This window comes from Mangrovimonas sp. sgz306409, from assembly GCF_059735265.1.
In genome coordinates, this window is sequence record NZ_JCAPEU010000003.1 from 1 (window position 1) to 21,750 (window position 21,750).

General features: G+C 40.4%; 20 protein-coding genes. 11 read left to right on the top strand and 9 right to left on the bottom strand.

Features of this window, described 5'->3' with window-relative positions; all coding sequences use genetic code 11:
* Positions 1-512 precede the first annotated feature (512 nt).
* The 7 genes from AC6I5C_RS05880 to AC6I5C_RS05910 all read left to right on the top strand — a co-directional run bounded on the left by AC6I5C_RS05880 (position 513) and on the right by AC6I5C_RS05910 (position 8,345).
* Positions 513-1,628 carry a glycosyltransferase family 4 protein gene (locus AC6I5C_RS05880; protein WP_497904358.1) on the top strand — a complete coding sequence of 372 codons (1,116 nt, stop codon included), beginning with the start codon at positions 513-515 and terminating at the stop codon, positions 1,626-1,628.
* Positions 1,618-2,415, top strand: coding sequence for a sulfotransferase (locus tag AC6I5C_RS05885; protein WP_497904359.1), 798 nt, complete (start codon positions 1,618-1,620; stop codon positions 2,413-2,415). Before AC6I5C_RS05880 ends, AC6I5C_RS05885 begins: the two co-directional genes overlap by 11 nt.
* On the top strand, positions 2,412-3,542 hold the full coding sequence (locus AC6I5C_RS05890; RefSeq protein WP_497904360.1) for a glycosyltransferase: 1,131 nt from the start codon (positions 2,412-2,414) through the stop codon (positions 3,540-3,542). The genes AC6I5C_RS05885 and AC6I5C_RS05890 overlap by 4 nt, the downstream gene beginning before the upstream one ends.
* Before the next feature lie 190 nt (positions 3,543-3,732).
* Positions 3,733-4,500 (top strand): transglutaminase-like domain-containing protein, encoded by a 768-nt coding sequence (locus AC6I5C_RS05895; RefSeq protein WP_497904361.1) that lies wholly within the window; start codon positions 3,733-3,735, stop codon positions 4,498-4,500.
* A 59-nt stretch (positions 4,501-4,559) separates the two neighbouring features.
* Positions 4,560-5,924: an O-antigen ligase family protein gene (locus tag AC6I5C_RS05900; RefSeq protein ID WP_497904362.1), complete on the top strand. Its 1,365-nt coding sequence runs from the start codon at positions 4,560-4,562 to the stop codon at positions 5,922-5,924.
* The gene (locus AC6I5C_RS05905; RefSeq protein ID WP_497904363.1) at positions 5,875-6,888 is read left to right on the top strand and encodes a glycosyltransferase family 4 protein; all 1,014 of its coding nucleotides are present in this window, start codon (positions 5,875-5,877) and stop codon (positions 6,886-6,888) included. Before AC6I5C_RS05900 ends, AC6I5C_RS05905 begins: the two co-directional genes overlap by 50 nt.
* A gap of 56 nt (positions 6,889-6,944) precedes the next feature.
* The gene (locus tag AC6I5C_RS05910; protein WP_497904364.1) at positions 6,945-8,345 is read left to right on the top strand and encodes a sugar transferase; all 1,401 of its coding nucleotides are present in this window, start codon (positions 6,945-6,947) and stop codon (positions 8,343-8,345) included.
* A 301-nt stretch (positions 8,346-8,646) separates the two neighbouring features.
* On the opposite strand, the gene lnt is transcribed toward AC6I5C_RS05910, so the two are convergent.
* Positions 8,647-10,233 carry an apolipoprotein N-acyltransferase gene (gene lnt / locus AC6I5C_RS05915; RefSeq protein ID WP_497904674.1) on the bottom strand — a complete coding sequence of 529 codons (1,587 nt, stop codon included), beginning with the start codon at positions 10,231-10,233 and terminating at the stop codon, positions 8,647-8,649.
* Entirely contained in the window at positions 10,230-11,273 is a 1,044-nt protein-coding gene (locus AC6I5C_RS05920) for a putative type IX sorting system protein PorV2 (protein ID WP_497904675.1), read from the bottom strand. The genes lnt and AC6I5C_RS05920 overlap by 4 nt, the downstream gene beginning before the upstream one ends.
* Before the next feature lie 350 nt (positions 11,274-11,623).
* On the opposite strand from AC6I5C_RS05920, the gene AC6I5C_RS05925 reads away from it, so the two are divergent.
* Positions 11,624-12,358, top strand: coding sequence for a CDP-alcohol phosphatidyltransferase family protein (locus tag AC6I5C_RS05925; protein ID WP_497904365.1), 735 nt, complete (start codon positions 11,624-11,626; stop codon positions 12,356-12,358).
* 21 nt (positions 12,359-12,379) lie between these two features.
* The gene (locus AC6I5C_RS05930; protein WP_497904366.1) at positions 12,380-13,255 is read left to right on the top strand and encodes a DUF808 domain-containing protein; all 876 of its coding nucleotides are present in this window, start codon (positions 12,380-12,382) and stop codon (positions 13,253-13,255) included.
* Between the two features lie 111 nt (positions 13,256-13,366).
* Here AC6I5C_RS05930 and lptB read toward each other — a convergent pair whose 3' ends face one another.
* From lptB to AC6I5C_RS05950, 4 genes are all read right to left on the bottom strand, one after another.
* Positions 13,367-14,107, bottom strand: coding sequence for an LPS export ABC transporter ATP-binding protein (lptB, locus tag AC6I5C_RS05935; protein ID WP_053978267.1), 741 nt, complete (start codon positions 14,105-14,107; stop codon positions 13,367-13,369).
* Between the two features lie 122 nt (positions 14,108-14,229).
* Positions 14,230-14,577 carry a carboxymuconolactone decarboxylase family protein gene (locus tag AC6I5C_RS05940; RefSeq protein WP_076663510.1) on the bottom strand — a complete coding sequence of 116 codons (348 nt, stop codon included), beginning with the start codon at positions 14,575-14,577 and terminating at the stop codon, positions 14,230-14,232.
* Positions 14,570-15,394: a twin-arginine translocase subunit TatC gene (tatC, locus tag AC6I5C_RS05945; RefSeq protein WP_053978269.1), complete on the bottom strand. Its 825-nt coding sequence runs from the start codon at positions 15,392-15,394 to the stop codon at positions 14,570-14,572. The genes AC6I5C_RS05940 and tatC overlap by 8 nt, the downstream gene beginning before the upstream one ends.
* Positions 15,394-16,359, bottom strand: a complete 966-nt coding sequence (locus AC6I5C_RS05950; RefSeq protein ID WP_053978270.1) for a KpsF/GutQ family sugar-phosphate isomerase — start codon at positions 16,357-16,359, stop codon at positions 15,394-15,396. The genes tatC and AC6I5C_RS05950 overlap by 1 nt, the downstream gene beginning before the upstream one ends.
* 86 nt (positions 16,360-16,445) lie before the next feature.
* Here AC6I5C_RS05950 and recQ point away from each other — a divergent pair, with 86 nt between their 5' ends.
* Positions 16,446-18,647, top strand: coding sequence for a DNA helicase RecQ (gene recQ, locus AC6I5C_RS05955; RefSeq protein WP_497904367.1), 2,202 nt, complete (start codon positions 16,446-16,448; stop codon positions 18,645-18,647).
* A 93-nt stretch (positions 18,648-18,740) separates the two neighbouring features.
* On the opposite strand, the gene AC6I5C_RS05960 is transcribed toward recQ, so the two are convergent.
* Entirely contained in the window at positions 18,741-19,196 is a 456-nt protein-coding gene (locus AC6I5C_RS05960) for a hypothetical protein (protein ID WP_497904368.1), read from the bottom strand.
* A 174-nt stretch (positions 19,197-19,370) separates the two neighbouring features.
* On the opposite strand from AC6I5C_RS05960, the gene AC6I5C_RS05965 reads away from it, so the two are divergent.
* Positions 19,371-20,303, top strand: a complete 933-nt coding sequence (locus AC6I5C_RS05965) for a peptidylprolyl isomerase (RefSeq protein WP_497904369.1) — start codon at positions 19,371-19,373, stop codon at positions 20,301-20,303.
* 49 nt (positions 20,304-20,352) lie between these two features.
* Here the strand turns inward: AC6I5C_RS05965 and AC6I5C_RS05970 are convergent, their stop codons facing one another.
* Complete coding sequence (locus AC6I5C_RS05970) at positions 20,353-20,724, bottom strand: protease complex subunit PrcB family protein (RefSeq protein ID WP_497904370.1); 372 nt, start codon at positions 20,722-20,724, stop codon at positions 20,353-20,355.
* An 88-nt stretch (positions 20,725-20,812) separates the two neighbouring features.
* The gene (locus tag AC6I5C_RS05975) at positions 20,813-21,691 is read right to left on the bottom strand and encodes a DUF1684 domain-containing protein (RefSeq protein ID WP_497904371.1); all 879 of its coding nucleotides are present in this window, start codon (positions 21,689-21,691) and stop codon (positions 20,813-20,815) included.
* Positions 21,692-21,750 lie beyond the last annotated feature (59 nt).

A 21,750-nucleotide genomic window follows, 5' to 3' on the forward strand; every position in this document is an offset into this window, starting at 1 on the left:
GTAGGTCGTCGCCTTTTTTGAAGCCCCCAGCATTGAATTGCTGGGGGCTTTTTGTTTTTGGGTGATTTTGGGGAAGGGATTTGATTCTTCTGCAAGCTCTGGGGGGTACAAGTTAGTAGTTAGTAGTTAGCCCTTCGACAAGCTCAGGGTGACTAAATAGGGAGCATAGAGTAGAGAGTATAGAGTAGAGAGTAGAGAGTCCTTCGACCCTTCGGCTATGCTCAGGACAGGCTTGCTCAGGGAGACTAAGTGGTTAGTGCTGATGCCTTCGACCCTTCGACAAGCTCAAGGTGACCTAGTAATTAGTAGACAATGAATTTTTTAGTACGGTTCAAATCTAGTTGAATTAAAAATGAATAATAAAAAGTGAATAATTGGGAGGGGGTTCGAGGTTTAACGGGAGCCTGGATCTTCCTTTTTGAGGCTTAGGCTATATGTTATCTTGAATTTCCTTTTTAAAAACTTGCGCCCTGCGAGATTATAGCTTTATTTTACTGCATATTGATAAGCCCTTGCAACGCAAACACATTCTTATTATCACTTCTGAATTTCCTCCTTTACCGGGAGGGATTGGTACGCATGCCTACCAACTAGCCAAGCATTTGAATCTAAGGGGCTATAAGGTAAGAGTGATTGCTGATCAAAGAAGTTGGCATGTTAAGGAGGAACAGGAGTTTGATGCCCAGTTGACCTTTGAAATCATTCGGGTACCCTTGCGAAAGCTGCGTGGCATTATGTATGTTCAACGGTTACAATTGTTATTACAATCTATGAGATGGGCAGATGTGGTGTTGGCCTCAGGGAAGTTTTCGCTTTGGAGTGTGGCCTTGGGAAGCAAATTTGTGAAACGACCTGCAGTGGCGGTTGTCCATGGTACTGAAGTGAATTTTAAAAATCCATTTTTAAGAGTTTCTATCCAGAAGTCATTGGAACAGATGGCTCATATTATAGCGGTGTCCAATTTTACCAAGGGATTACTTCCTGAGTCCCTAAAGCAACGAACAAGCGTGGTTCCTAATGGTATTGAAGCCTCTTGGGAAGTAGATGTGCATGAGAATCCTGAAACTTTAAAGGGTAATCCCAAACTGATCACGGTTGGACATGTTTCTGAACGAAAGGGGCAATTGCATGTTATCAAGGCTTTACCTGGTTTGTTGCAAAAGTATCCTGAACTCCATTACCATTGCGTAGGCTTGCCAACTGAAAAGGCGGTGTTTCAACGAGAAGCCGAACATTTGGGTGTTGGGGCACATGTGAGTTTTCATGGTAGAGTATCTGAAAGGCAACTAAAAGGACTATTAAAGGCATGTGATGTGTTTATCATGCTAAGTATGATTACGGAAAGTGGGGATGTGGAAGGTTTTGGGATTGCCATTTTAGAAGCTAATTCTTTTGGACTCCCTGCAATTGGAAGCATGGGTTGTGGGATTACAGATGCTATAGAAAATACTCAGACAGGGTTTCTAATTGCTCCAACAGATATGAATGAATTTATTTCTGCTCTAAATACCATATTGAACCATCGTAGTTTTTTTTCACGAAATGCGATTGAATGGGCTAAAAGACACAGTTGGGATATACTTGTCAATAAGTATGTTAATATTATTAATGGAAATTATGAAGATTAAAAATTCAATTATTATTCATGGACCAGGAAGAAGTGGAACAACATTGTTCAATAGTATATTGTCACTTCATGAGGATTTGGCTTGGATTTCTGGATATGTCAATAAATATCCTTGGTTTTTGTATTTAACCTATTTTAATAGATTACATCATTTTCAAAGTTTTGAAAAGTTTACAAGAGGAAAAAGGAAATTTCCAAGACCCTCTGAGGCATATAACTTTTGGCAATCGTTGGTGCCTGAGTTTAATAATGGTGTACAACAATCTATTGATAAAATTAGCGAAGAAAGAGTAATTGGGGCTATTAATGGAATATTAAGTATGTCAGGTAAAGATAGGTTTGTAACTAAGTTAACAGGACAATCTAGGTGGCAAACTTTGGATGCCGTTTTTGAAGAGCCCATAGTATTTTGGCTAAACAGAAATCCAGAGTCTGTCATTATGTCTTATTATAAAAATAAATGGGGGTATAAAAATAATATTTCGGGATTCAATAGTGTTTCAAAACAAGATTTAATGAATCAATATTATCAAAGATATAAGTACTATTTAGAAGAAAAGGAGAATCTTCGTAGATTTAAATTTTATGAATTGAAATATGAGAAGTTGGTTGAGGATAAAATTGCATTTTTTCAAGAAGTGTGTAAATTAAGTGGACTATCCTTTTCAAAAAGGTTTAGAGAGGTTGTAAATAGTTGGCATATAGAACAAGATACGAATAGGGCTTATTTGAATCATTTAAGTTTTGATGAATTAGGATATTTAAAGCAGCTTGTGGATAAAGGATGAAATTGGTGATAATATCACATACAGAGCATTATATCAGGGAAGATTGTAAGCTAGTAGGGTTGAGCTCTACTGTAACTGAAGTTAACCGCTTATTGGATGTGTTTGAGGAAATTACACATGTAGCCATGTTACATCTAGGGGAGGCACCTGTTAATACCTTACCTTATGCATCTGAACGTATTAATTTTCATCCGATTACTGCGGTTGGTGGGGCCAGTTTTAAGGATAAACTAGGAATTTTTAAGGAAGGGCCTCATACACTCAGAACTGTTTCCAAAGTGTTGAAAGAATGTGATTGTTTTCAATTTCGGGCCCCGACGGGTATTGGCGTTTATATGATTCCTTATTTGATGTGGTTTGTTTCGAAACCTGGTTGGTTTAAATATGCAGGTAATTGGAATCCGGACCGAGCCCCAGTGGCTTACAGGTTTCAAAAATGGCTGTTACAGCAGCAAAAAAGGAACGTTACGATTAATGGACATTGGGCAGATCAGGGCAAACAATGTTTAAGTTTTGAAAATCCCTGTTTAACCCAAACTGAGATTGCAGAAGGAGCAAAGGTGGCAAAAGTGAAATCGAAGATCTCAGGAGGTCTCCAATTTTGTTTTGTTGGACGTTTGGAAGCGGAAAAAGGGATGGCTCTTTTATTGGAGGCGTTTAGTTCATTGACTTTGAATGAACAAACTGAAATAGCACAGGTTCATGTGGTAGGAACCGGGAAGCAAGAAGGGGTTTATAAGGTGAAAGCTAAAGATAGCAGAATCCCTATTGAATTTTACGGACACTTATCGAGAACCGATGTCCATGCGATATACAAAAAGTCTCATGCCATTGTGCTGCCTTCAGCTTCGGAAGGTTTTCCAAAAGTTATTGCGGAAGCTATGAATTATGGTTGTGTTCCCATTGTTTCGGATGTGTCAGCTATTAGCCAATATGTACAGGATTCCCATAATGGATTTTTGTTTAAGCGTCTGGATACTGGAGCCGTTGTAGACGGAATTCACAATTTATTAGGTCTTTCAAATGAGGCTTATAAGCAAATGGTAGGTCGTACAAGGGACGGAATCGAACGGTTTGGCTATGATTATTACAATTCTCGACTAAGGGAACTTATTGCGACATTTTAGCCTATTTTATTATAAGATTGGTTGCTTGACTCCTTTAACCATGATCATTTTGGCTACTTTTTATATTATCTTTTTGTTTTCTTAAGTGAGGTCTTAAAAAAAAGGCTATTTTAGACTCATTAAAACAGAAATCTCAGTTGCCTTCATGGTTATTAAGAAACTTTTGTGGACTATAAAACGGCACCCCGCTTTGTATAAAGCACGATTTAGGTTGTTATCCAAAACATCAAGCATAGAAGATATTGCGGCATACGACTATAATGGTGTGAATGCTCCAGGGGACATGCCATTGTATTTTAAAGAAGTCAATGCGGAAATCTTTAAAGAAGGAAAGCCTGAAGCTGATTTGGATAAGGTTAAAGCCATAAGTATTTGGTTGAATACCCATATTAAGGGTGGTCCTGGTTTAAGTGAGGCTTCGGAGCAAGCTCTAAAACTTATGTTAGAAGGCAAGGGAGGGGTTTGTAGTGATATGGTACAAATTTTTAATAATTTTTGTGTATTAAATAATTTGCAAGTGCGAGAATGGGGTGTGACCAGAGCTCCTTTTGATAGGAATTATGGAGGACATTCTTTTAATGAAGTTTATTGTAAAGAATTGAGAAAGTGGGTATTGATAGATCCTACTTGGGGGATGTTTTTTTATGATACTTCAGGAACACCACTTTCGGTTGTAGATGTTTACCATTTAAGGGAGGATAGATCACTTGTTTTTAAAACCTTTATTGAGGGACGTACAATAAAAGTTAATACCGTTCATACTAATTATTTAGATTCTCGTAATATTCCTTTTTTAATCTGCAACTATCGCAATAAGACCTATGATACCGTTTTAAAGGCGGCACGTCCTTATGTACCCGTGTTTATATTGCATTTTATTGTTTTTTTATTGCAAAAAAGTTACCATTATCGTTTTCCTTTTGGGGATTATAAACTTATATTTCAAAACCCTTACTAGGTTGTAAAAGTGAGGTTGTTTTAATCTGGTCATTTTTATTTTTAACCACTTTTAATTCTGTGAAAACCAATATAACTTATCTTAGTGCCATTGTGTTACATGGCGTCATTGGGGTAATGATTTATTTTAACGAGGCTTTGGCCAAGTTGTACTTTTTTGTGATTACCGGTTATTTTATGTTCCGGATTATCACAGTGCCTAAACAGTTGAAATCTTTTGAGGTATTAAAGGCCTGTGCCTATTTTGTTGGGGCGGAAGTTTTCTTAAGAGCTACCAATGGGGCAATTTCATACGAAGCAGGCAAGTACCTGGTGATTGTGTTTGTAGTTATGGGAATTTTTTACAAAGGAATGTCTGGTAAGGGGTATCCCTATTTTATCTACATTCTGTTTTTGATCCCTTCCATATTTGTAGCCTCTACCACTCTTAGTTTTGATGCGAATTTTAGAACCAATATAGCCTTTGTTTTAAGTGGTCCTATATGTTTGGGATTGGCGGCTTTATTTTGTTATAAGCGACAGGTGTCCTTTAGACAGATGCACCAAATTTTATTGTTTATGGCCTTGCCCATCATAGCCCATACAGCCTATATTTATTTGTATGTTCCTGATTTACAAGACGTGTTGACAAGTACCGCATCCAATAGAGCTGCGGCAGGAGGGTTTGGAGCTAATCAGGTGTCTGCTATATTGGGACTTGGGATGTTCGTAATGGGGATTAGATTATTTACCAAATCACCTACTTTAGGATTAAAACTTTTAAATGGAGCTATTTTGTGTTTGATTTCCTTTAGGGCTGTCACGACAATGAGTCGTGGCGGAGTCCTTGCGGCTATTTTGTCGCTAATGGTGTTTTTAATATTTTATTATTTGAAGGCATCCTATAGAAAAAAACATGAGATTTTTTGGATGCTTTTATTTCTCGGTTTTAGTTTGAGTGTTACTTGGATCATTGGGGTGCAACAAACGGGAGGGCTCTTGAATTTAAGGTATGAAAATAAGGATCATTTGGGCCGGGAAAAGGAAGATTTGACAACAGGGAGAGGGGAATTATTAATGAATGAGTTGGAAGGGTTTATGGCGCAGCCTTTTTTGGGTATAGGCTCGAGCCGTGCCAAGGATATGCGCTATGAAATAGAAGGCCAAGGAGTAACGTCGCATAGTGAATTTAGCCGTACCTTGGCTGAGCATGGCATTTTAGGGGTGTTCATTTTATTGATATTGTTGTTTAAACCCTTGGATGTGCGTTTTACTAATAAACAAAACTATTATTTTTTCCCCTTTTTAGCCTTTTGGTTTCTTACCATTAACCATATGTCTATGCGAATTGCCATGCCGGCTTTTATTTATGCTTTAGCTTTATTACATGTTACTCATGACCAACGTCCTCTATATAGGCAACAACTTACAACATTCGAACGCTAATACGTCATCCGTTCAGAATTTAGGTCCAGCTCTTGCTTCTGAAGGATACCAAGTCTATTACGCTTCTTCGAAATCACTCAAACTTTTTCGTTTTTTGGATATGTTGTGTCATGTGTTTTGGCATCGTAGGAAAGTGTTTATGGTATTGATAGACACTTATAGCACCCAAAATTTTTATTTTGCTTTAGGGGTGAGTCAGTTATGTAGGATATTAAAAAAAACATATATTCCGATTTTACATGGCGGTAATCTGCCTACCCGTTTGCTCAGTCATCCAAAATTGTGCGCTCTAATTTTTAAACACGCCCAATATAATGTGTCTCCTTCCAAATATTTGCAGGAAGCTTTTGCAAAGCATGGCTATGCCAATGTGGTGCATATTCCCAATAGCCTTCAATTGATAAATTACCCATTGACCAAACGTAATTACGAAGGTGTAAACCTTTTATGGGTACGTTCTTTTTCAAAAATTTACAACCCCCAATTAGCAATTAAGGTAGTCTATGCCTTAAAACAAAAAGGTTTTGATGTTTCGCTCTGTATGGTGGGACCTGATAGCGATGGGAGTTTGGAAGACGTGCAGGCTTTGGCAGAGGATTTGAATGTTTCGGTTCGTTTTACTGGGAAGTTGAGTAAGGCTGAATGGACCCAATTGGCCAAGGAGTATAATATCTTTCTCAATACTACCAATTTTGACAATACTCCCTTGAGTGTCATTGAAGCCATGGCCTTGGGACTACCTGTAGTCAGCACCAATGTGGGGGGGATGCCTTATTTGATTGCTGATGGAGAGAGTGGTCTATTAGTGCCTCCAAATAATGTACAGGCTATGGTTGCAGCAATAGAAAGGGTCTATGGAGATGTGGAACTTCGGGAGCATTTGATCGATAATGCCCGTGCCTTAGTGGCAGAATTTGACTGGGAACTGGTCAAACAACGATGGAATGCCGTATTACATCGCTAAGACCTGCCTTTCTGTTAAATATCTTTATATATTTACGGCAAAATTCCAACTAACACATGGGAGGGCCAACCAAGGATATACATTTTGAGATTTCAGAACGTAAGGTATTGCTGCGTTTGATGGATTTGGGTATGGTCCTGTTAGGACTCTGTGTTTTGGAATATGGCTTTGGATTTAGGTACCTTACCATCGATCAAGAACATACAGTACCTTTAGTGGTGTTGGGACTTTACATCATGGTGTTTGGGACGGTTTTTGAGATTTATGATTTGCATAAATCGAGCAAATTGGATACAACCTTCCGAAATGTTGTGCTGACTGCTTCCACAGTAGTCTTGTTTTATCTACTTACGCCCTTCTTTACGCCTTTTCTTCCGGAAAAGCGTCTTCAGATTGTTTATTTTTATATTGCCTTGATTGTGGGCATTTTTTTATGGCGTGTGGCCTATACCACTTTTGTGTCCTCTCCCAGATTTAACAAGAAAGTGCTTTTGGTGGGGGAAATTTCCAATATGGAAAATATTATCCGACCCCTTAAAGATTCCGACCCGAATTATCGTATTATCGGGTTTATCAATTGTGAAGCCGAGCCAGATGCCCCTGTGAGGTTTAAAGGATTAAAGGAATATCGTCCAGAAGAGTTGATTCCCGTGATTATTGAGGAACGGGTGTCGGAGGTTTTGGTGGCCAGCTTTAATGCTGAAACCATTATGCCTGAGATTTACCACGATTTGATGATGCTTTTGGAACGAGGATTTACCATAAGGGAATATACCCAGGTGTATGAAGAGGTGACACATAGGGTGCCCATTCAATTTATAGGTAAGGATTTTTATAAGTATTTTCCGTTTAGCAGAAGCAATCAAAATGCCCTGTATCTCTTTTTTCATCGCAGTTTTGATATGGTATTTGCTTTTTTAGGGCTGTTGGTGGGCGTATGCTTTTTGCCTTTTGTTTTGCTAGGTAATGCCTTAGGAAATCGCGGACCGTTATTTTATAAGCAGGAGCGGGTAGGGAAAAATGGCGCTCCCTTTCACATCGTGAAATTGCGTAGTATGGTGGTAGATGCCGAACGTCATTGTGGCGTGAAATGGGCCGATAAGAATGATGCCCGTATTACAAAATTTGGGCGGTTTTTGAGACGGTCGCGTATCGATGAGATTCCTCAGTTCTTTAACGTGCTAAAAGGCGATATGAGTATTATTGGCCCCCGTCCTGAGCGGCCTTATTTTGTGAATGAACTATCGCAAGTAATTCCTTTTTATGAAACCCGTCATGTGATTAGACCGGGACTTACCGGTTGGGCGCAAATTAACTATCGTTATGGGGCTACCATTGATGACAGTTTGACCAAGCTGCAATATGACCTTTACTATATCAAACACCGTAGTTTCTTCCTAGATTTAAATATTACCCTGAAAACCTTGAGTACGATAGTGTATTATAGAGGGCAGTAATGAATTAAGAATGAAGAATACATAACTTGAGAACAAAGAACAAAGACCAAAGAACAAAGAGCCAAGAATAAAGACCCAAGACTTATGTGAGTAGTGTCCTTCGACCCTTCGACGATGCTCAGGACAGGCTTGCTCAGGAGGACGTAGTGAGTCCTTCTATCCTTCGACTTTATTTAGGATGGGTTTTCTCAGGATGACGTAGAAAGTGGGCGTGTTTAAATGAAAGGTTGGGCAAGAGGATAGATACAAGAATAGAGAATAGAGAATAGAGAATAGAGAATAGAGAAGCAGTTTCGCGATTCTATATTCTAGGTCTTCTGAACATAGTGATCAAAAACAATCCTATCATCACAAACAAACTGATACGCGCAATATAGTCGCCTGCCCTTGTGTAAAAGGTTTGTGTATTGCTGGTGGTAATGGTTCCTGTGAGTGCGCCTTGGGTATTATAGGGTAGGGTAGCCTCGATATCTCCTTTGGCATTGATGATGGCTGAAATCCCTGTATTGGCACTGCGCACCACAGGACGGCGTGTTTCTATGGCCCGGAGGCGGGCATAGCTTAAATGCTGTTTATGTCCTTGGGTTTCTCCCCACCAGGCATCGTTTGTAATGATGGCCAGGAGGTTGGCGCCATTTCGGACATAGCCTGTGACAAACTCACCATATACCGATTCGTAGCAAATGATAGGGGCAGCCTTGGTGTTAGCTTCGGAGGTGGTAAATACCGAGCGCTCCTTTTGTGTGGTTTTCATGGCTACGGTTCCTCCCAAATCGATCATGACATCGCCAATCAAGGGTTTTAGGATTTCCTGATAAGGGAAATTTTCAATCCCCACTACCAATTTGGATTTGTTGTAAAACTGTACACTGTCTGAGGCATTGAGCATGATGGCCGAGTTGTAGTCGTCATACCAAAGATCGTCTCTTAATTGGTTGGTCTCAGAGCGCACTTTGGCAGGATTCCCAAAGACATCTATGAAAGATATACCCGTCAAGAAATTAACCTGGGGATGGTGTTTTACATAGCCATCCAATAAAGATTTGAAACGTGCATTGGGGAACTGCTTTAAACGTACATTATCGGCAAATACCGTTTCGGGGGCCAATATCAAAGTAGTCTTGTCTGTAATGTTCTCATCTGTCAACTTTAAAAGTAACTGGGCGATACTGTCGTTGGCCGTATGGTATTTTTCACTGTAAGGGTCGATATTCGGCTGCAAGGCCATCACTTCTACAGCCGTTCCTTCATATGAAAAGGTAAAGTAGCGAATGAGAGATATTCCAATTGGTAAAAGGATGAGTGTAGCCAGTCCTATTGCAGGTTTTTTTAGGGCTTTTCTACCTTTTTCTTGGTAGGCCAAATAGGCTTTAAAGGCAATCAGGTTGCCAAGCCATACCCAAAGGGTGCCTCCGAAGGTTCCCGTATATTCATACCATTGGATCCAAGAAGGGTGTTCGGAAAAGGCATTACCAAGATTCAGCCACGGCCAAGAGAATTCCCAGCCCAAATGCAATTTTTCGAAACAGATCCATAAGGTTAGCAGAAATAGAAGTGCTTTATTCTGTGAACTGCGTTTGGCGATGGTGTGGTAGAGTAGGATGAGCATGGTCATCAATAAAGAATTGACCAAAATGGCAAAACTGGCTCCAAACACATCGGCAAAACGCAACCAATTGGTTGTGATAAAATTCCAAATAACAAAGCTTAGATAGGCATAGCCCATCAACTTTAATCGCTTGCCTTTTGAAGAGGAATTTCTTAAGGAATGCTCTAATATCAATAAAGGTACAAAGGCCACAAATAATAACAAAGGCATGCCATAGGCGGGCCATGAGAGGGCCAACAGTAGTCCGGAGCTTATGGCAAGAATTGGTTTTTGCACTATCTAAAGATACTAAAATCGAGTTTTAGGGAAAATACATTGGAATATAAGGCGGCACTTTGGTCGCCTATATCGGTAAAGGCATAGTCTATTTGTATGCCTCGGTATTTAAAGCCTACTCCAAAATTGGGTTGGAATGTCGTGGTTTGGGAATCGTCGAATTGGGTTTCGTTTTGGAAATTCCCAAGGCCTCCCCTTAGAAATACCAAATCGGTGTAGCCAAATTCAAATCCAAAAGCAGGATTGATACTGGCAAAGGAGGAGGAGATGATATCGTTGTTTTCTGCAAAACGCACATTCAAATCTAAAGCCGTTACCAAAGAATAGTCGTAGTGAAAGACGAACTTTTTGGAAACGCCCACCTGTAATTTAGGAATGGTAATTTCGGTCGTTTCCGGAAGGCTTTGGTTTTGGCCTTCTACAGCCTCACTAATGTCGTTGAACTTGTCCTTATCGATTGCCCAAGCGTTATAGGTGGTGGTAATGTCGCGTGCCATTACCCCAAACTTCCAATCTTTGTCTGTTTGGAACTGAAGTCCTGCATCGAGGCCAAATCCCCAGGAAGACGCAAAATCACCAATGATACGACGGATGACTTTTGCGTTGATACCGTAACTGAAGCCTTTAAGTTTAAGGTTACGGGCATAGGAAAAGGTGACTCCGTAGTCGGCGGTAGAAAAGCGTTTGATACGGTCGTAATTGATATTTCCTTGGTCGTCTATTAATTGAGTAGTATCTAAAATGTCGTCAACTCCAAAACGGATCAGGGAAATTCCAACAGCACTTTCGGTGTCGAGCGGCATGGCAAAGGCCATATAGTTGTAATTGGCAATATTGGCAAAATAACTGGAGTGCATCAGGGCCAATTGGTTGTCTTCCAAAGCGGTCAATCCTGCGGGGTTCCAATATCCAGAGTTCACATCGGAAGTGAAGGACACCACCGTATTACTCATGCCCAGCGCTGCGGCATCAACCCCGATATTCATAAATTCATTGGAGTATTTTCTAGCGGTTTGCCCAAGGGCTCCAAAGGAAACCAACATCAAAAAAAGCCCGATATAGTTTTTCAATAGCAAAAAATTTTTACAAAGATGCACAATATTTTTAACCTATTAAACAACAAATGTCCACACTTATTGTGTGGGAGTTATATAGAGTAGATAAGTTTAGGAGGTTCTTTTTTGGTTCCTTAAAATTTCGGCCGCTGTTACTTGGTCTGTAGGATTATGTTTTCAAAGTAATGCTGTTTTATAAGGCGCTGATATTGGAAGGTTTGTGTGTTTGATTCTTATGAATATTGGTTATTAGGCTACAAAATCCACAAAAGCGGAAATTATTTCCTTAGAAACATTCCAAAATAGTTGCTATTTTTACACAAAACTAAGCCAATAATATGAAGCGGCATATACCCAATTTATTTACTTTACTGAATTTATTTAGCGGCTGTGTAGGTGTGCTTTTTGTGGTACACGGTAATTTTGTAGCTGGGGCCTTTTGTGTGTTCTTGGGGATTTTCTTCGACTTTTTTGATGGCTTTTTAGCTCGAAAACTAGGGGTAAGCAGTGAATTGGGACTGCAGTTGGATTCTTTGGCAGATATGGTTACCAGTGGTTTGGTTCCCGGATTGGTGATGTACAAATTACTGTCCATTTCCTTGGCTTCGGAGCAGCCTGCAGAATGGAATTCTGTGGCCGATTTTAATGGGGTAGCCTTTGCGCCCTTGGCTCTGGTAGGCCTATTGGTTACATTGGGTTCTGCCTACCGCTTAGCGAAATTCAATATTGATACCGAACAACAAACAGCCTTTAAAGGCTTGCCAACCCCGGCGAATGCCTTATTGATTCTATCCCTGCCTTTAATCCTGGAATTTCAAAGCACGGCATGGCTAAGCCAATTGATTTTGAATCCTTGGTTTTTGATACTATTTACGGTTTTTAGTTGCTATATCCTTAATTCGTCCATTCGGTTGTTTGCTTTGAAAACGAAGGACTGGAGCTTTGCAGCCAATAAAGTACGCTATAGCTTTTTGCTGATCAGTTTAGTACTGTTACTGTTGTTGCAGTTTGTAGCAATCCCCATAGTGATTGCCTTATATATTCTATTGTCGGTGTTTAGCAAAAACGCTTAATTATTTTAAAGATTTACATGTATGGCCTCAGGTTTTTTTGCCTTATTGGATGATATTTCTGCGTTAATGGATGACGTTGTGGTAATGAGTAAGATTACCACAAAAAAGACAGCCGGAATTTTAGGGGACGATTTGGCGGTGAATGCCGAAAAGGCTTCTGGCTTTGTGTCGTCCAGAGAACTTCCTGTGTTATGGGCCATCACGAAAGGGTCTTTTTTAAACAAGCTCATTATTTTGCCCATTGCCTTTTTGCTCAGTGCATTTGTGCCTGTGGCGATTACCGTTATTTTGATTTTGGGAGGATTGTATTTAGCCTATGAAGGTGCCGAAAAGGTGTATGAGTTTTTTGTACCGCATGCCCATCATAAAGAAGAAGGCTCTGATGCAGCCAAATCTCCAAAGGAAGTTTTGGCCCAAGAACAAAAAAAGGTAAAATCGGCCATTCTTACGGATTTTATTCTCTCTGTTGAAATCGTGATCATTGCTTTGGGGAATGTGATGGAATCGGAGTTGTTGGTACAAATAGCGGTGGTTTCTGTAGTGGCTATTTTGGCTACGGTGGGTGTGTATGGAATTGTTGCTCTTATTGTGCGGATGGACGATTTCGGTTTGAAATTGATATCACTTAGCAATGGCGAAACCAATGCCACGTATCATATGGGACGTGGTTTGGTGAGAGCGCTACCCATTGTAGTCAAAGGACTTTCGGTAATTGGTACCTTGGCCTTGTTGATTGTGGCAGGAGGGATCTTTGCCCATAATGTTCCTTGGTTTCACGACCATCATATATTGGCGTCTTGGCCAGGAATGTTGCGCGAGTTTGTAATGGGGCTGGTCATTGGTGCCCTTGTACTTGCAGTGGTGTTGGTAATTAAGAAGTTGTTTAAGAAAAAGTAACCTAATACGTTGTTGGTCATTGGGATGAATGAAGCATGCAAGATGCTGATTACGTTTTACCTCCTTCTGAAATCGAAGATTCGACGCAGTCAATGACAACATAGTAAGTCCTTAAAAGTGCAATTTCTTTTTACGCAATTCGAAGTTTTGCCCAAGGTATACTTTACGAACCATTTCATCGGAAGCCAATTCTTCCGGTTCTCCTGCTTTTAGGATGCTTCCTTCAAACATTAAATAGGTACGGTCTGTAATGGCCAAAGTTTCCTGTACGTTGTGATCGGTAATAAGAATTCCGATGTTTTTTCTGGTCAATTGAGCCACGATACGCTGAATGTCCTCTACCGCTACAGGGTCTACTCCGGCAAAAGGCTCATCCAATAAGATGAAATTAGGATTGGTAGCCAGGGCGCGAGCAATTTCCGTACGGCGGCGTTCCCCACCCGAAAGTAGGTCCCCACGGTTTTTACGGATATGCCCCAAGCTGAATTCATCAATCAGCGATTCCATTTTGTGCAACTGTTCCTTTTTGCTCATTTTGGTCAATTGCAGAACGCTTAAAATGTTGTCCTCAATACTCAACTTTCGGAATACCGAAGCTTCCTGCGCCAAATAGCCAATCCCGTTTTGTGCCCTTTTGTACATCGGGTAGTGGGTAATTTCGGTGTTGTCCAAATAAATGGTCCCGCCATTTGGTTTGATCAGCCCAACAATCATGTAGAAGGAAGTGGTTTTACCAGCACCGTTAGGCCCCAATAATCCAACAATTTCCCCTTGGTTCACTTCCAAGGAAACATCTTTTACAACCTTACGTCCGCTATAGGACTTCATTAAATGTTCGGCTTTTAATTTCACAGGCTTATTTTTTCGTCGTTGCTTCTAAGAAGGCAAACTTACAATTTTTAATTTTATTATATAACGCGTCACCAAGTGCCAACATATGTTGGGGGACTATGAATTTTAGAGCTAAAAAATCCTTATTCTTGGTTTTCCAAAGCTTCCCAAAATTCGTAGGCGCGACGCAAATGCGGAATGACAATGGTACCCCCAACCAAAGTGGCAATACCCAAGGCTTCGCTTACTTCCTCTTTGCTCAAGCCTTCATTATAGGCTGTTTGCAAATGGTATTTGATACAGTCGTCGCAGCGCAAAACAGCAGAAGCCACTAAGCCCAATAGTTCTTTGGTTTTTACATCCAAAGCACCTTCCGCATAGGCATTGGTATCTAAATTGAAAATCCGTTTGATGATCTTGTTGTTGTCGGCCAAGATCCTCTCATTCATACGACTGCGGTAGTCGTTAAATTCGTTTACTAAATCAGCCATGATGTGTGGTTTGTTTTTTCTGGTTTCTAATAACAATTGCCGAAATATAGATGCTCACTTGGTACAGGAGCAAAATTGGGATGGCCACAATAATTTGACTCGCAATGTCTGGAGGCGTGATGATGGCTGAAAGGATCAATACCAACACCAAGGCAAACTTGCGGTATTTCTTTAAGAACTGTGGCGTTACCAGACCTACCTTAGTTAAAAAGTAGATGATGATGGGCAGCTCAAATACAAAACCAGAGGCAATGGAAGAGGATCTTACCAATGCCACATAGGAGCTAACATCTATTTCGTTGGAAATCTCGGCGCTGACGTTGTAGGTCCCAAGGAAGTTGATGGACAAGGGCGTTACCACATAGTATCCAAACAGTACTCCCAAAAAGAACAGTAAGGAAGTAATGACAATAAAGCCACGGGAATGTTTGCGTTCGTTAGGGTGCAAACCTGGGCTTATAAAATGCCACAACTGATATACTATATAAGGAAAGGCAATGACTAAACCTGCATAAATGGAGGTCCAGATATGCGCAGAAAACTGTCCTCCCATGGTGCGGTTTTGTATCCTAAAAGGAAGTTCCTCCGCACAAAAGGTGGTGTCTATTCCAATAAATTGGGAGATTTGACAAAGGTATTTGTAGGTGGGGAAACTCATTTTTTTAGGACCAAAGATGATAGTGTCAAAAATGAAATCACTCATTAAAAAAGCCACAACTCCTCCCAATAGAATGGCCAAGGTAATCCTTATTAAATGCCATCTTAGATCTTCAAGGTGATCCAAGAACGACATTTCGTTTACGTTCTTTTTTGCCATTAGATAATTCCTTCTTTAATCAAGTCATGTAAATGTACCACCCCAGCATATTTGCCTTCTTCTTCCACCAATAATTGTGAAATGCCATTGGCTTCCATAAGTTCCATGGCATCTACAGCCATGGCATCAGAATCGATACGTTTTGGGTTTTGACTCATGATGTCTTTAGCAGTAAGGTGCATGAAGGACTCATTTTTGGTAAGCATACGTCTTAAATCCCCATCGGTGATGATTCCAAGAATGCTGTTGTTTTCCACTACGGCAGTGACTCCCAACATTTTCTCAGAGATTTCAATAATCACCTGTTTTACATTGGTTTCAGGGGTTACTTGTGGTTTTTGGTTTAAGGACGCAAGGTCGCTAACCCTTAAATATAGACGTTTTCCCAAAGCACCACCTGGGTGGTATTTGGCAAAGTCCTTGCTGGTAAATTCACGTAATTCCAATAAACAAATGGCCAAGGCATCGCCAATCACCAATTGGGCCGTAGTACTGGTGGTTGGGGCCAAATTGTTAGGACAGGCTTCATGTTCTACGTAGGCATTTAAAATGTAATCGGCCTGTTGTCCCAAAAAGGAGTTTTCGTTGCCCGTAATGGCAATCATTTTGTTTTTGGCATTTTTTATCAGTGGCACCAAGACCTTAATTTCTGGAGTATTCCCGCTTTTTGAAATACAAATTACAATATCGTCTTCCAAAATCAACCCCAAATCACCATGGATGGCATCGGCAGCATGCATGAATACCGAAGGGGTTCCAGTAGAGTTTAAGGTGGCAACAATTTTATTGGCAATAATGGCACTTTTTCCTATTCCAGTGATGATGACACGACCCTTGGAATTGTATATTAAAGACACAGCATCTGCAAAGTCGTCATTCAGCAGCTGGCCTAGGTTATCTATAGCATCCCTCTCTAAATCAATGGTTCTTTTCGCGGTTTTAAGGATGTCGTTTTTTATGTTCAAAATTTATTAATTTTATGGTTTGAAGCGGTTAAAGAAATTCATATCTTTAATCTATGCAAATGTATATAAAATACTAATAGGGATTAATGAGTATCAAAGAAATTGACTTGCATTCAGCGCTGAAGCAGTACTTTGGATTTTCTAAATTCAAAGGATTGCAAGAGCCTGTAATTCAAAGTATTGTTGAAGGGCGTAATACGTTTGTAATCATGCCCACCGGAGGAGGGAAGTCGCTTTGCTATCAACTTCCAGCCCTTATCAAGGATGGAACAGCTATTATAGTGTCGCCATTAATTGCGTTAATGAAGAACCAAGTTGACGCTATCAGGGGGATTTCGGACAATGAAGGCATTGCCCATGTACTGAATTCATCACTAAACAAAACCGAAGTTCGCCGTGTTAAATCAGATATCACTAACGGCATTACCAAATTATTGTATGTAGCACCAGAGTCGTTGACCAAGGAAGAAACCGTAGAGTTTTTACGCTCGGTGCCTATTTCCTTTATGGCGGTAGATGAGGCCCACTGTATCAGTGAATGGGGCCACGATTTTAGACCTGAATACCGCAATTTAAGACACATTATCAAACGTATTGGGGAGAACATTCCTATCATAGGGTTGACCGCTACGGCCACGCCTAAGGTACAGGAGGACATCCTGAAAAGTTTGGATATTACGGATGCCAATCTGTTTAAGGCTTCCTTTAACCGTCCAAACTTGTATTACGAAGTACGCCCAAAGACCAAACAAGTGGATGCGGACATCATTCGATTTATCAAACAGAACGAAGGTAAATCGGGGATTGTGTATTGTTTGAGCAGAAAGCGAGTAGAGGAATTGGCGCAGGTACTTCAAGTAAATGGCATTAAGGCAGTACCGTATCACGCAGGGCTAGATCCTAAAACAAGGGTTAAGCACCAAGACATGTTCTTGATGGAAGATGTGGATGTGGTAGTGGCCACCATTGCCTTTGGTATGGGGATTGACAAACCAGATGTGCGTTTTGTGATCCACCACGACATGCCAAAAAGTATTGAAAGTTACTATCAAGAAACAGGTAGGGCAGGACGTGATGGTGGCGAAGGCCATTGTTTGGCGTTTTATGCCTATAAGGATATTGAAAAGCTAGAGAAATTTATGGCTGGGAAACCAGTAGCCGAACAGGAAATTGGGCATGCCTTATTGCAAGAGGTCGTTGCCTTTGCTGAAAGTTCGGTGTCGCGCCGTAAATTCATTCTTCACTATTTTGGGGAAGAATTTGATAATGCCACTGGTGAAGGAGGTGATATGGATGACAATGTGCGTCACCCAAAGAAACAGCACGAAGCCCAAGAGGACGTAGTTACTGTTTTGGAAACCGTTAAAAAGACCAATGAAAAATATAAGGCTAAGGATTTGGTACATGTGTTGCTTGGGCGTTCCAATGCCCTGATTACTTCGCATAGAACCGATGACCAGCCATTTTTTGGTATTGGAAGCCATCATGACAAACGTTATTGGATGGCTCTTATTCGCCAATTGTTGGTAGCCGGTTATTTAAGAAAGGACATCGAAACCTATGGCGTGATGCGTTTATCCAAAGCAGGGAAGGCTTATTTAAAGGAGCCTATCTCTTTTATGATGACGGAAGATCATGTGTTCGATGAAACTACCGATGAAAGCATTGTAACTGCTGCTAAATCTGGAGGTGCCGTTGCCGATGAAAAACTTATGGGAATGCTCAAGGACTTGCGCAAGCGCAATGCTAAAAAATTGGGTGTGCCGCCTTTTGTGATTTTCCAAGATCCTTCTTTAGAGGATATGGCCCTTAAGTATCCTATGACTATTGAAGAACTGAGCTATGTTCACGGTGTAGGAGAAGGAAAGGCCAAGAAATACGGAAAGGACTTTATCGAATTGATTGCCCGTTATGTGGAAGAAAACGATATCATCCGTCCTGACGATATGGTGGTAAAGAGTACCGGAACCAATTCGGCTTTAAAACTTTTTATCATTCAAAATGTGGATAGAAAGTTGCCGTTGGATGACATTGCTGCTTCCAAAGGAATGAGCATGGGCGAGTTTATCAAGGAGATGGAAGCCATTGTATATTCGGGGACCAAGCTGAATATCGATTATTGGATTGACGAAATCTTGGATGAAGACCAGCAAGAGGAAATCCATGAGTATTTTATGGATTCTGAAACCGATAAAATATCCGATGCCATTGAGGAGTTTGATGGAGATTATGACGATGAGGAATTACGTTTGTATCGTATAAAGTTTATCAGTGAGGTAGCTAATTAAATAGCATACCTTTAAACTATAGTAAAAGGGAGCCAATGGCTCCCTTTTTTGTTTCTTCATTTCGTTCCACTCTGTTGAAATGACAACATATAATTAAGCTTCTTTTGGATCTTTATAGATATCAAAAGGAATGCGGTGTTTTTTTGCTTCCAACAATAAACTTTTGATGTTCGATTTTTTGAATTTAGTTATGTCTTCTTTTTCAATGGCAAAATCGATGCGTGTGATGCTTCGGTTGGAAACGTCTGAATGCTCAGACTCCAATTCTTCCATGTCAGAAGTCATGACCATTTTAAAATCTTTGCCATTTATGGTCAATCGTGCCCCTTTGATGGTTTTGATATGAAAACTTCCAACGATAATGGTCTGTAAAAAATGGTAGCCTCCCAATTCGGTAATGCCCGCATAGCACACGTTCTCTGTACCAACAGCAAAAGGTTCATCTTTGATATCGTTGATGATGTTTTGGGTATAGCTGTCAGCGTGCAATTTTTCCATTGTTTTGGAATCTCCAAAGGCCGCTTTAAGTTTTGTAAGTGAAAATTTCATAGGTATCTGTTAGATTATTGCAAATCTAGGGTTTCAGGAAAGCTTGTGCAAATCGTGTAAAAGGCAAGTGAAGCTTTTGTTTAAAGTACTTTTCATTCTCCATCTTCTTTAGGGAAGCTTTCTGCTTCAACCATAGTTTAGTATCTTTGCACATCGAAACAAAATACAAAGACAATGCAAGACGGTTTATACGCAAAATTTAATACAAGCAAAGGCGACATATTGGTTGCTTTAGAATTTGAAAAAGTACCGGGAACGGTTGGAAACTTTGTGGCCTTGGCAGAAGGAAATTTGGAAAATTCGGCAAAGCCACAGGGAACACCTTATTATAATGGGTTGAAATTCCACAGAGTAATTCCAGACTTTATGATTCAAGGAGGATGTCCTCAAGGAACAGGAACTGGAAGTCCAGGATATAAATTTGACGATGAATTCCACTCAGACTTGAAGCACGATGGTCCTGGTGTATTGTCTATGGCCAATGCCGGTCCTGGAACCAATGGTAGCCAGTTTTTTATCACGCATGTAGAGACGCCTTGGTTGGACAATATGCATACCGTATTTGGAAAAGTGGTAGAAGGCCAGGATGTGGTGGATGCTATTTCCCAAGGTGATGTTATGGATGCGGTTGAAATTATCCGTGTAGGTGAGGCTGCTGAAAACTTTAATGCTATTGAAGCTTTTAGAACTTTTGAAGGATCTCGTGAAAAGCGTATTGCTGCCGAGCGTGAAGCCAAGAGAGCAGAGTTGGATAAGTTGGCTGCTGGTTTTGAAGAAACTGCTAGCGGTTTACGCTACCAAATCATCCAGAAGGGAGCTGGTAAAAAAGCCGAAAAAGGAAAAACTGTTGCCGTACACTATAAAGGTCAATTGGCTGATGGGACTGTATTCGATTCTTCCTATAAGCGTAACCAACCATTGGAATTTACCGTAGGTGTTGGTCAGGTGATTGCTGGATGGGATGAAGGTATTGGGCTTTTGCAGGTAGGTGACAAAGCACGTTTTGTAATCCCTAGCGATTTAGGGTATGGAAGTCGTGGTGCTGGAGGTGTGATTCCTGGTGACGCTACTTTGGTATTCGACGTAGAATTGATGGATGTAAAGTAATCTCCAATCTTATATATTAAAAGGAAAGCACCTCATTGAGGTGCTTTTTTTATTGAAATATTATGGGTGTGTCCATTCGTGGAATGGCCATGATTTTAAAGGGTTGGGTCATGACCATGGTGGCCATGCCTTCCGGCGCTTTGGTTTTTACGGTAATGGTGCGTTGGGTTTGGGTAGTTTCCAAATTGAGGTAGATATGGTAACCTCCCGTAGTTTTTACACTCTCAAATACCGCAATGACTTGATGGGTCTTAAAATTAATATCTTTTGGCGTGAATTGCTCCGATACAGGATTTACACGATCCATTTGTTTTTTTAAAGCATGCCATTGTTCTTCGGTTTCAATAATGAGCTGTTGTTTGGGAATGCCTTCATCTCCATTTCCATAGAGGCTACCTTCCCCAATTGAAAAAGGTTCCATGTTCTGGGTTGTTTTATTTGGTTTTGAACCACAGTTCACTAAGGTAAACAGTATGGTGCATATAAGGAAGCATGTATTTTTCATGGTATTATAATCTAGTGGTTGTTTCTCCTGCTAAAATTTCGAATGGTAATTGGTTTTGACTTGGGGGCAATAAGCAAGTTGTAAAGGCACAATAAGCGCATGGTGGATTATATAGCTTATTGAAATCAATAGTAACAGGCCCGTTGGTACTTGGTATTTCCAAGACATAGTAGCGTCCGCCACCATAAGTGGTATTGCCGGAAGTGGCATCACTTAACATGATAAAACCATCAGCTTCAGTGTCGAGTTTGTATTCTTTACCTTCAAATTCAAAACTTACAAAACCGGCAAAATCTGTGGCATGCATATAGCCTAATTTGGATTCTACATCTTTAGTTTGGGTTTGGTCGTAATAGGTAAATTGCCCTTCTAGGATAAAATTTGGATTTAAAGGGAAGGTTTCAAAACCTTTAAAAGCGTCTATGGCCGGATTCTTTGCATCCCAAACCCGAATATAGCGGTTATCGCCTCGGGTAATAATTTGCCATTTTATATGCTCTTGATGTAGCATTTGTGAGCTTCCGTAGTTATCAAAAACCATGGGGAGTCTAGCTGATATGGTATCGGCTTCTGCCGTAATAATTTTGGTTTCAGCAGGAGTGAATATAAGGCTATCGCCTTGTTGGGTATAATTTCCAAATATGGTTTGCATGGCTTCCTTTTTTGTGGAAGGTTGGTTGGAGGCATTCAGTCCAAAAACAGTGCTACTGTCTGTAAGTTTTAACAAACCAGATAACTGCAGATAGTTGTCCTTTCTTACCTCATTTTTAGACTTCCAAAACGCTTCAATGTCTTCTTTATACGTTTGATCAATTTTCTTTTCTGAGGAAGCATTTCCGCAGGACATTAAAGCTGTACATAAAAGGAAGAGAAGGATTCGCATGAATTGAGATTTTAGATTTGAAAGTTATGAAATTTAAAGATACTCACTTTTGGGAAATT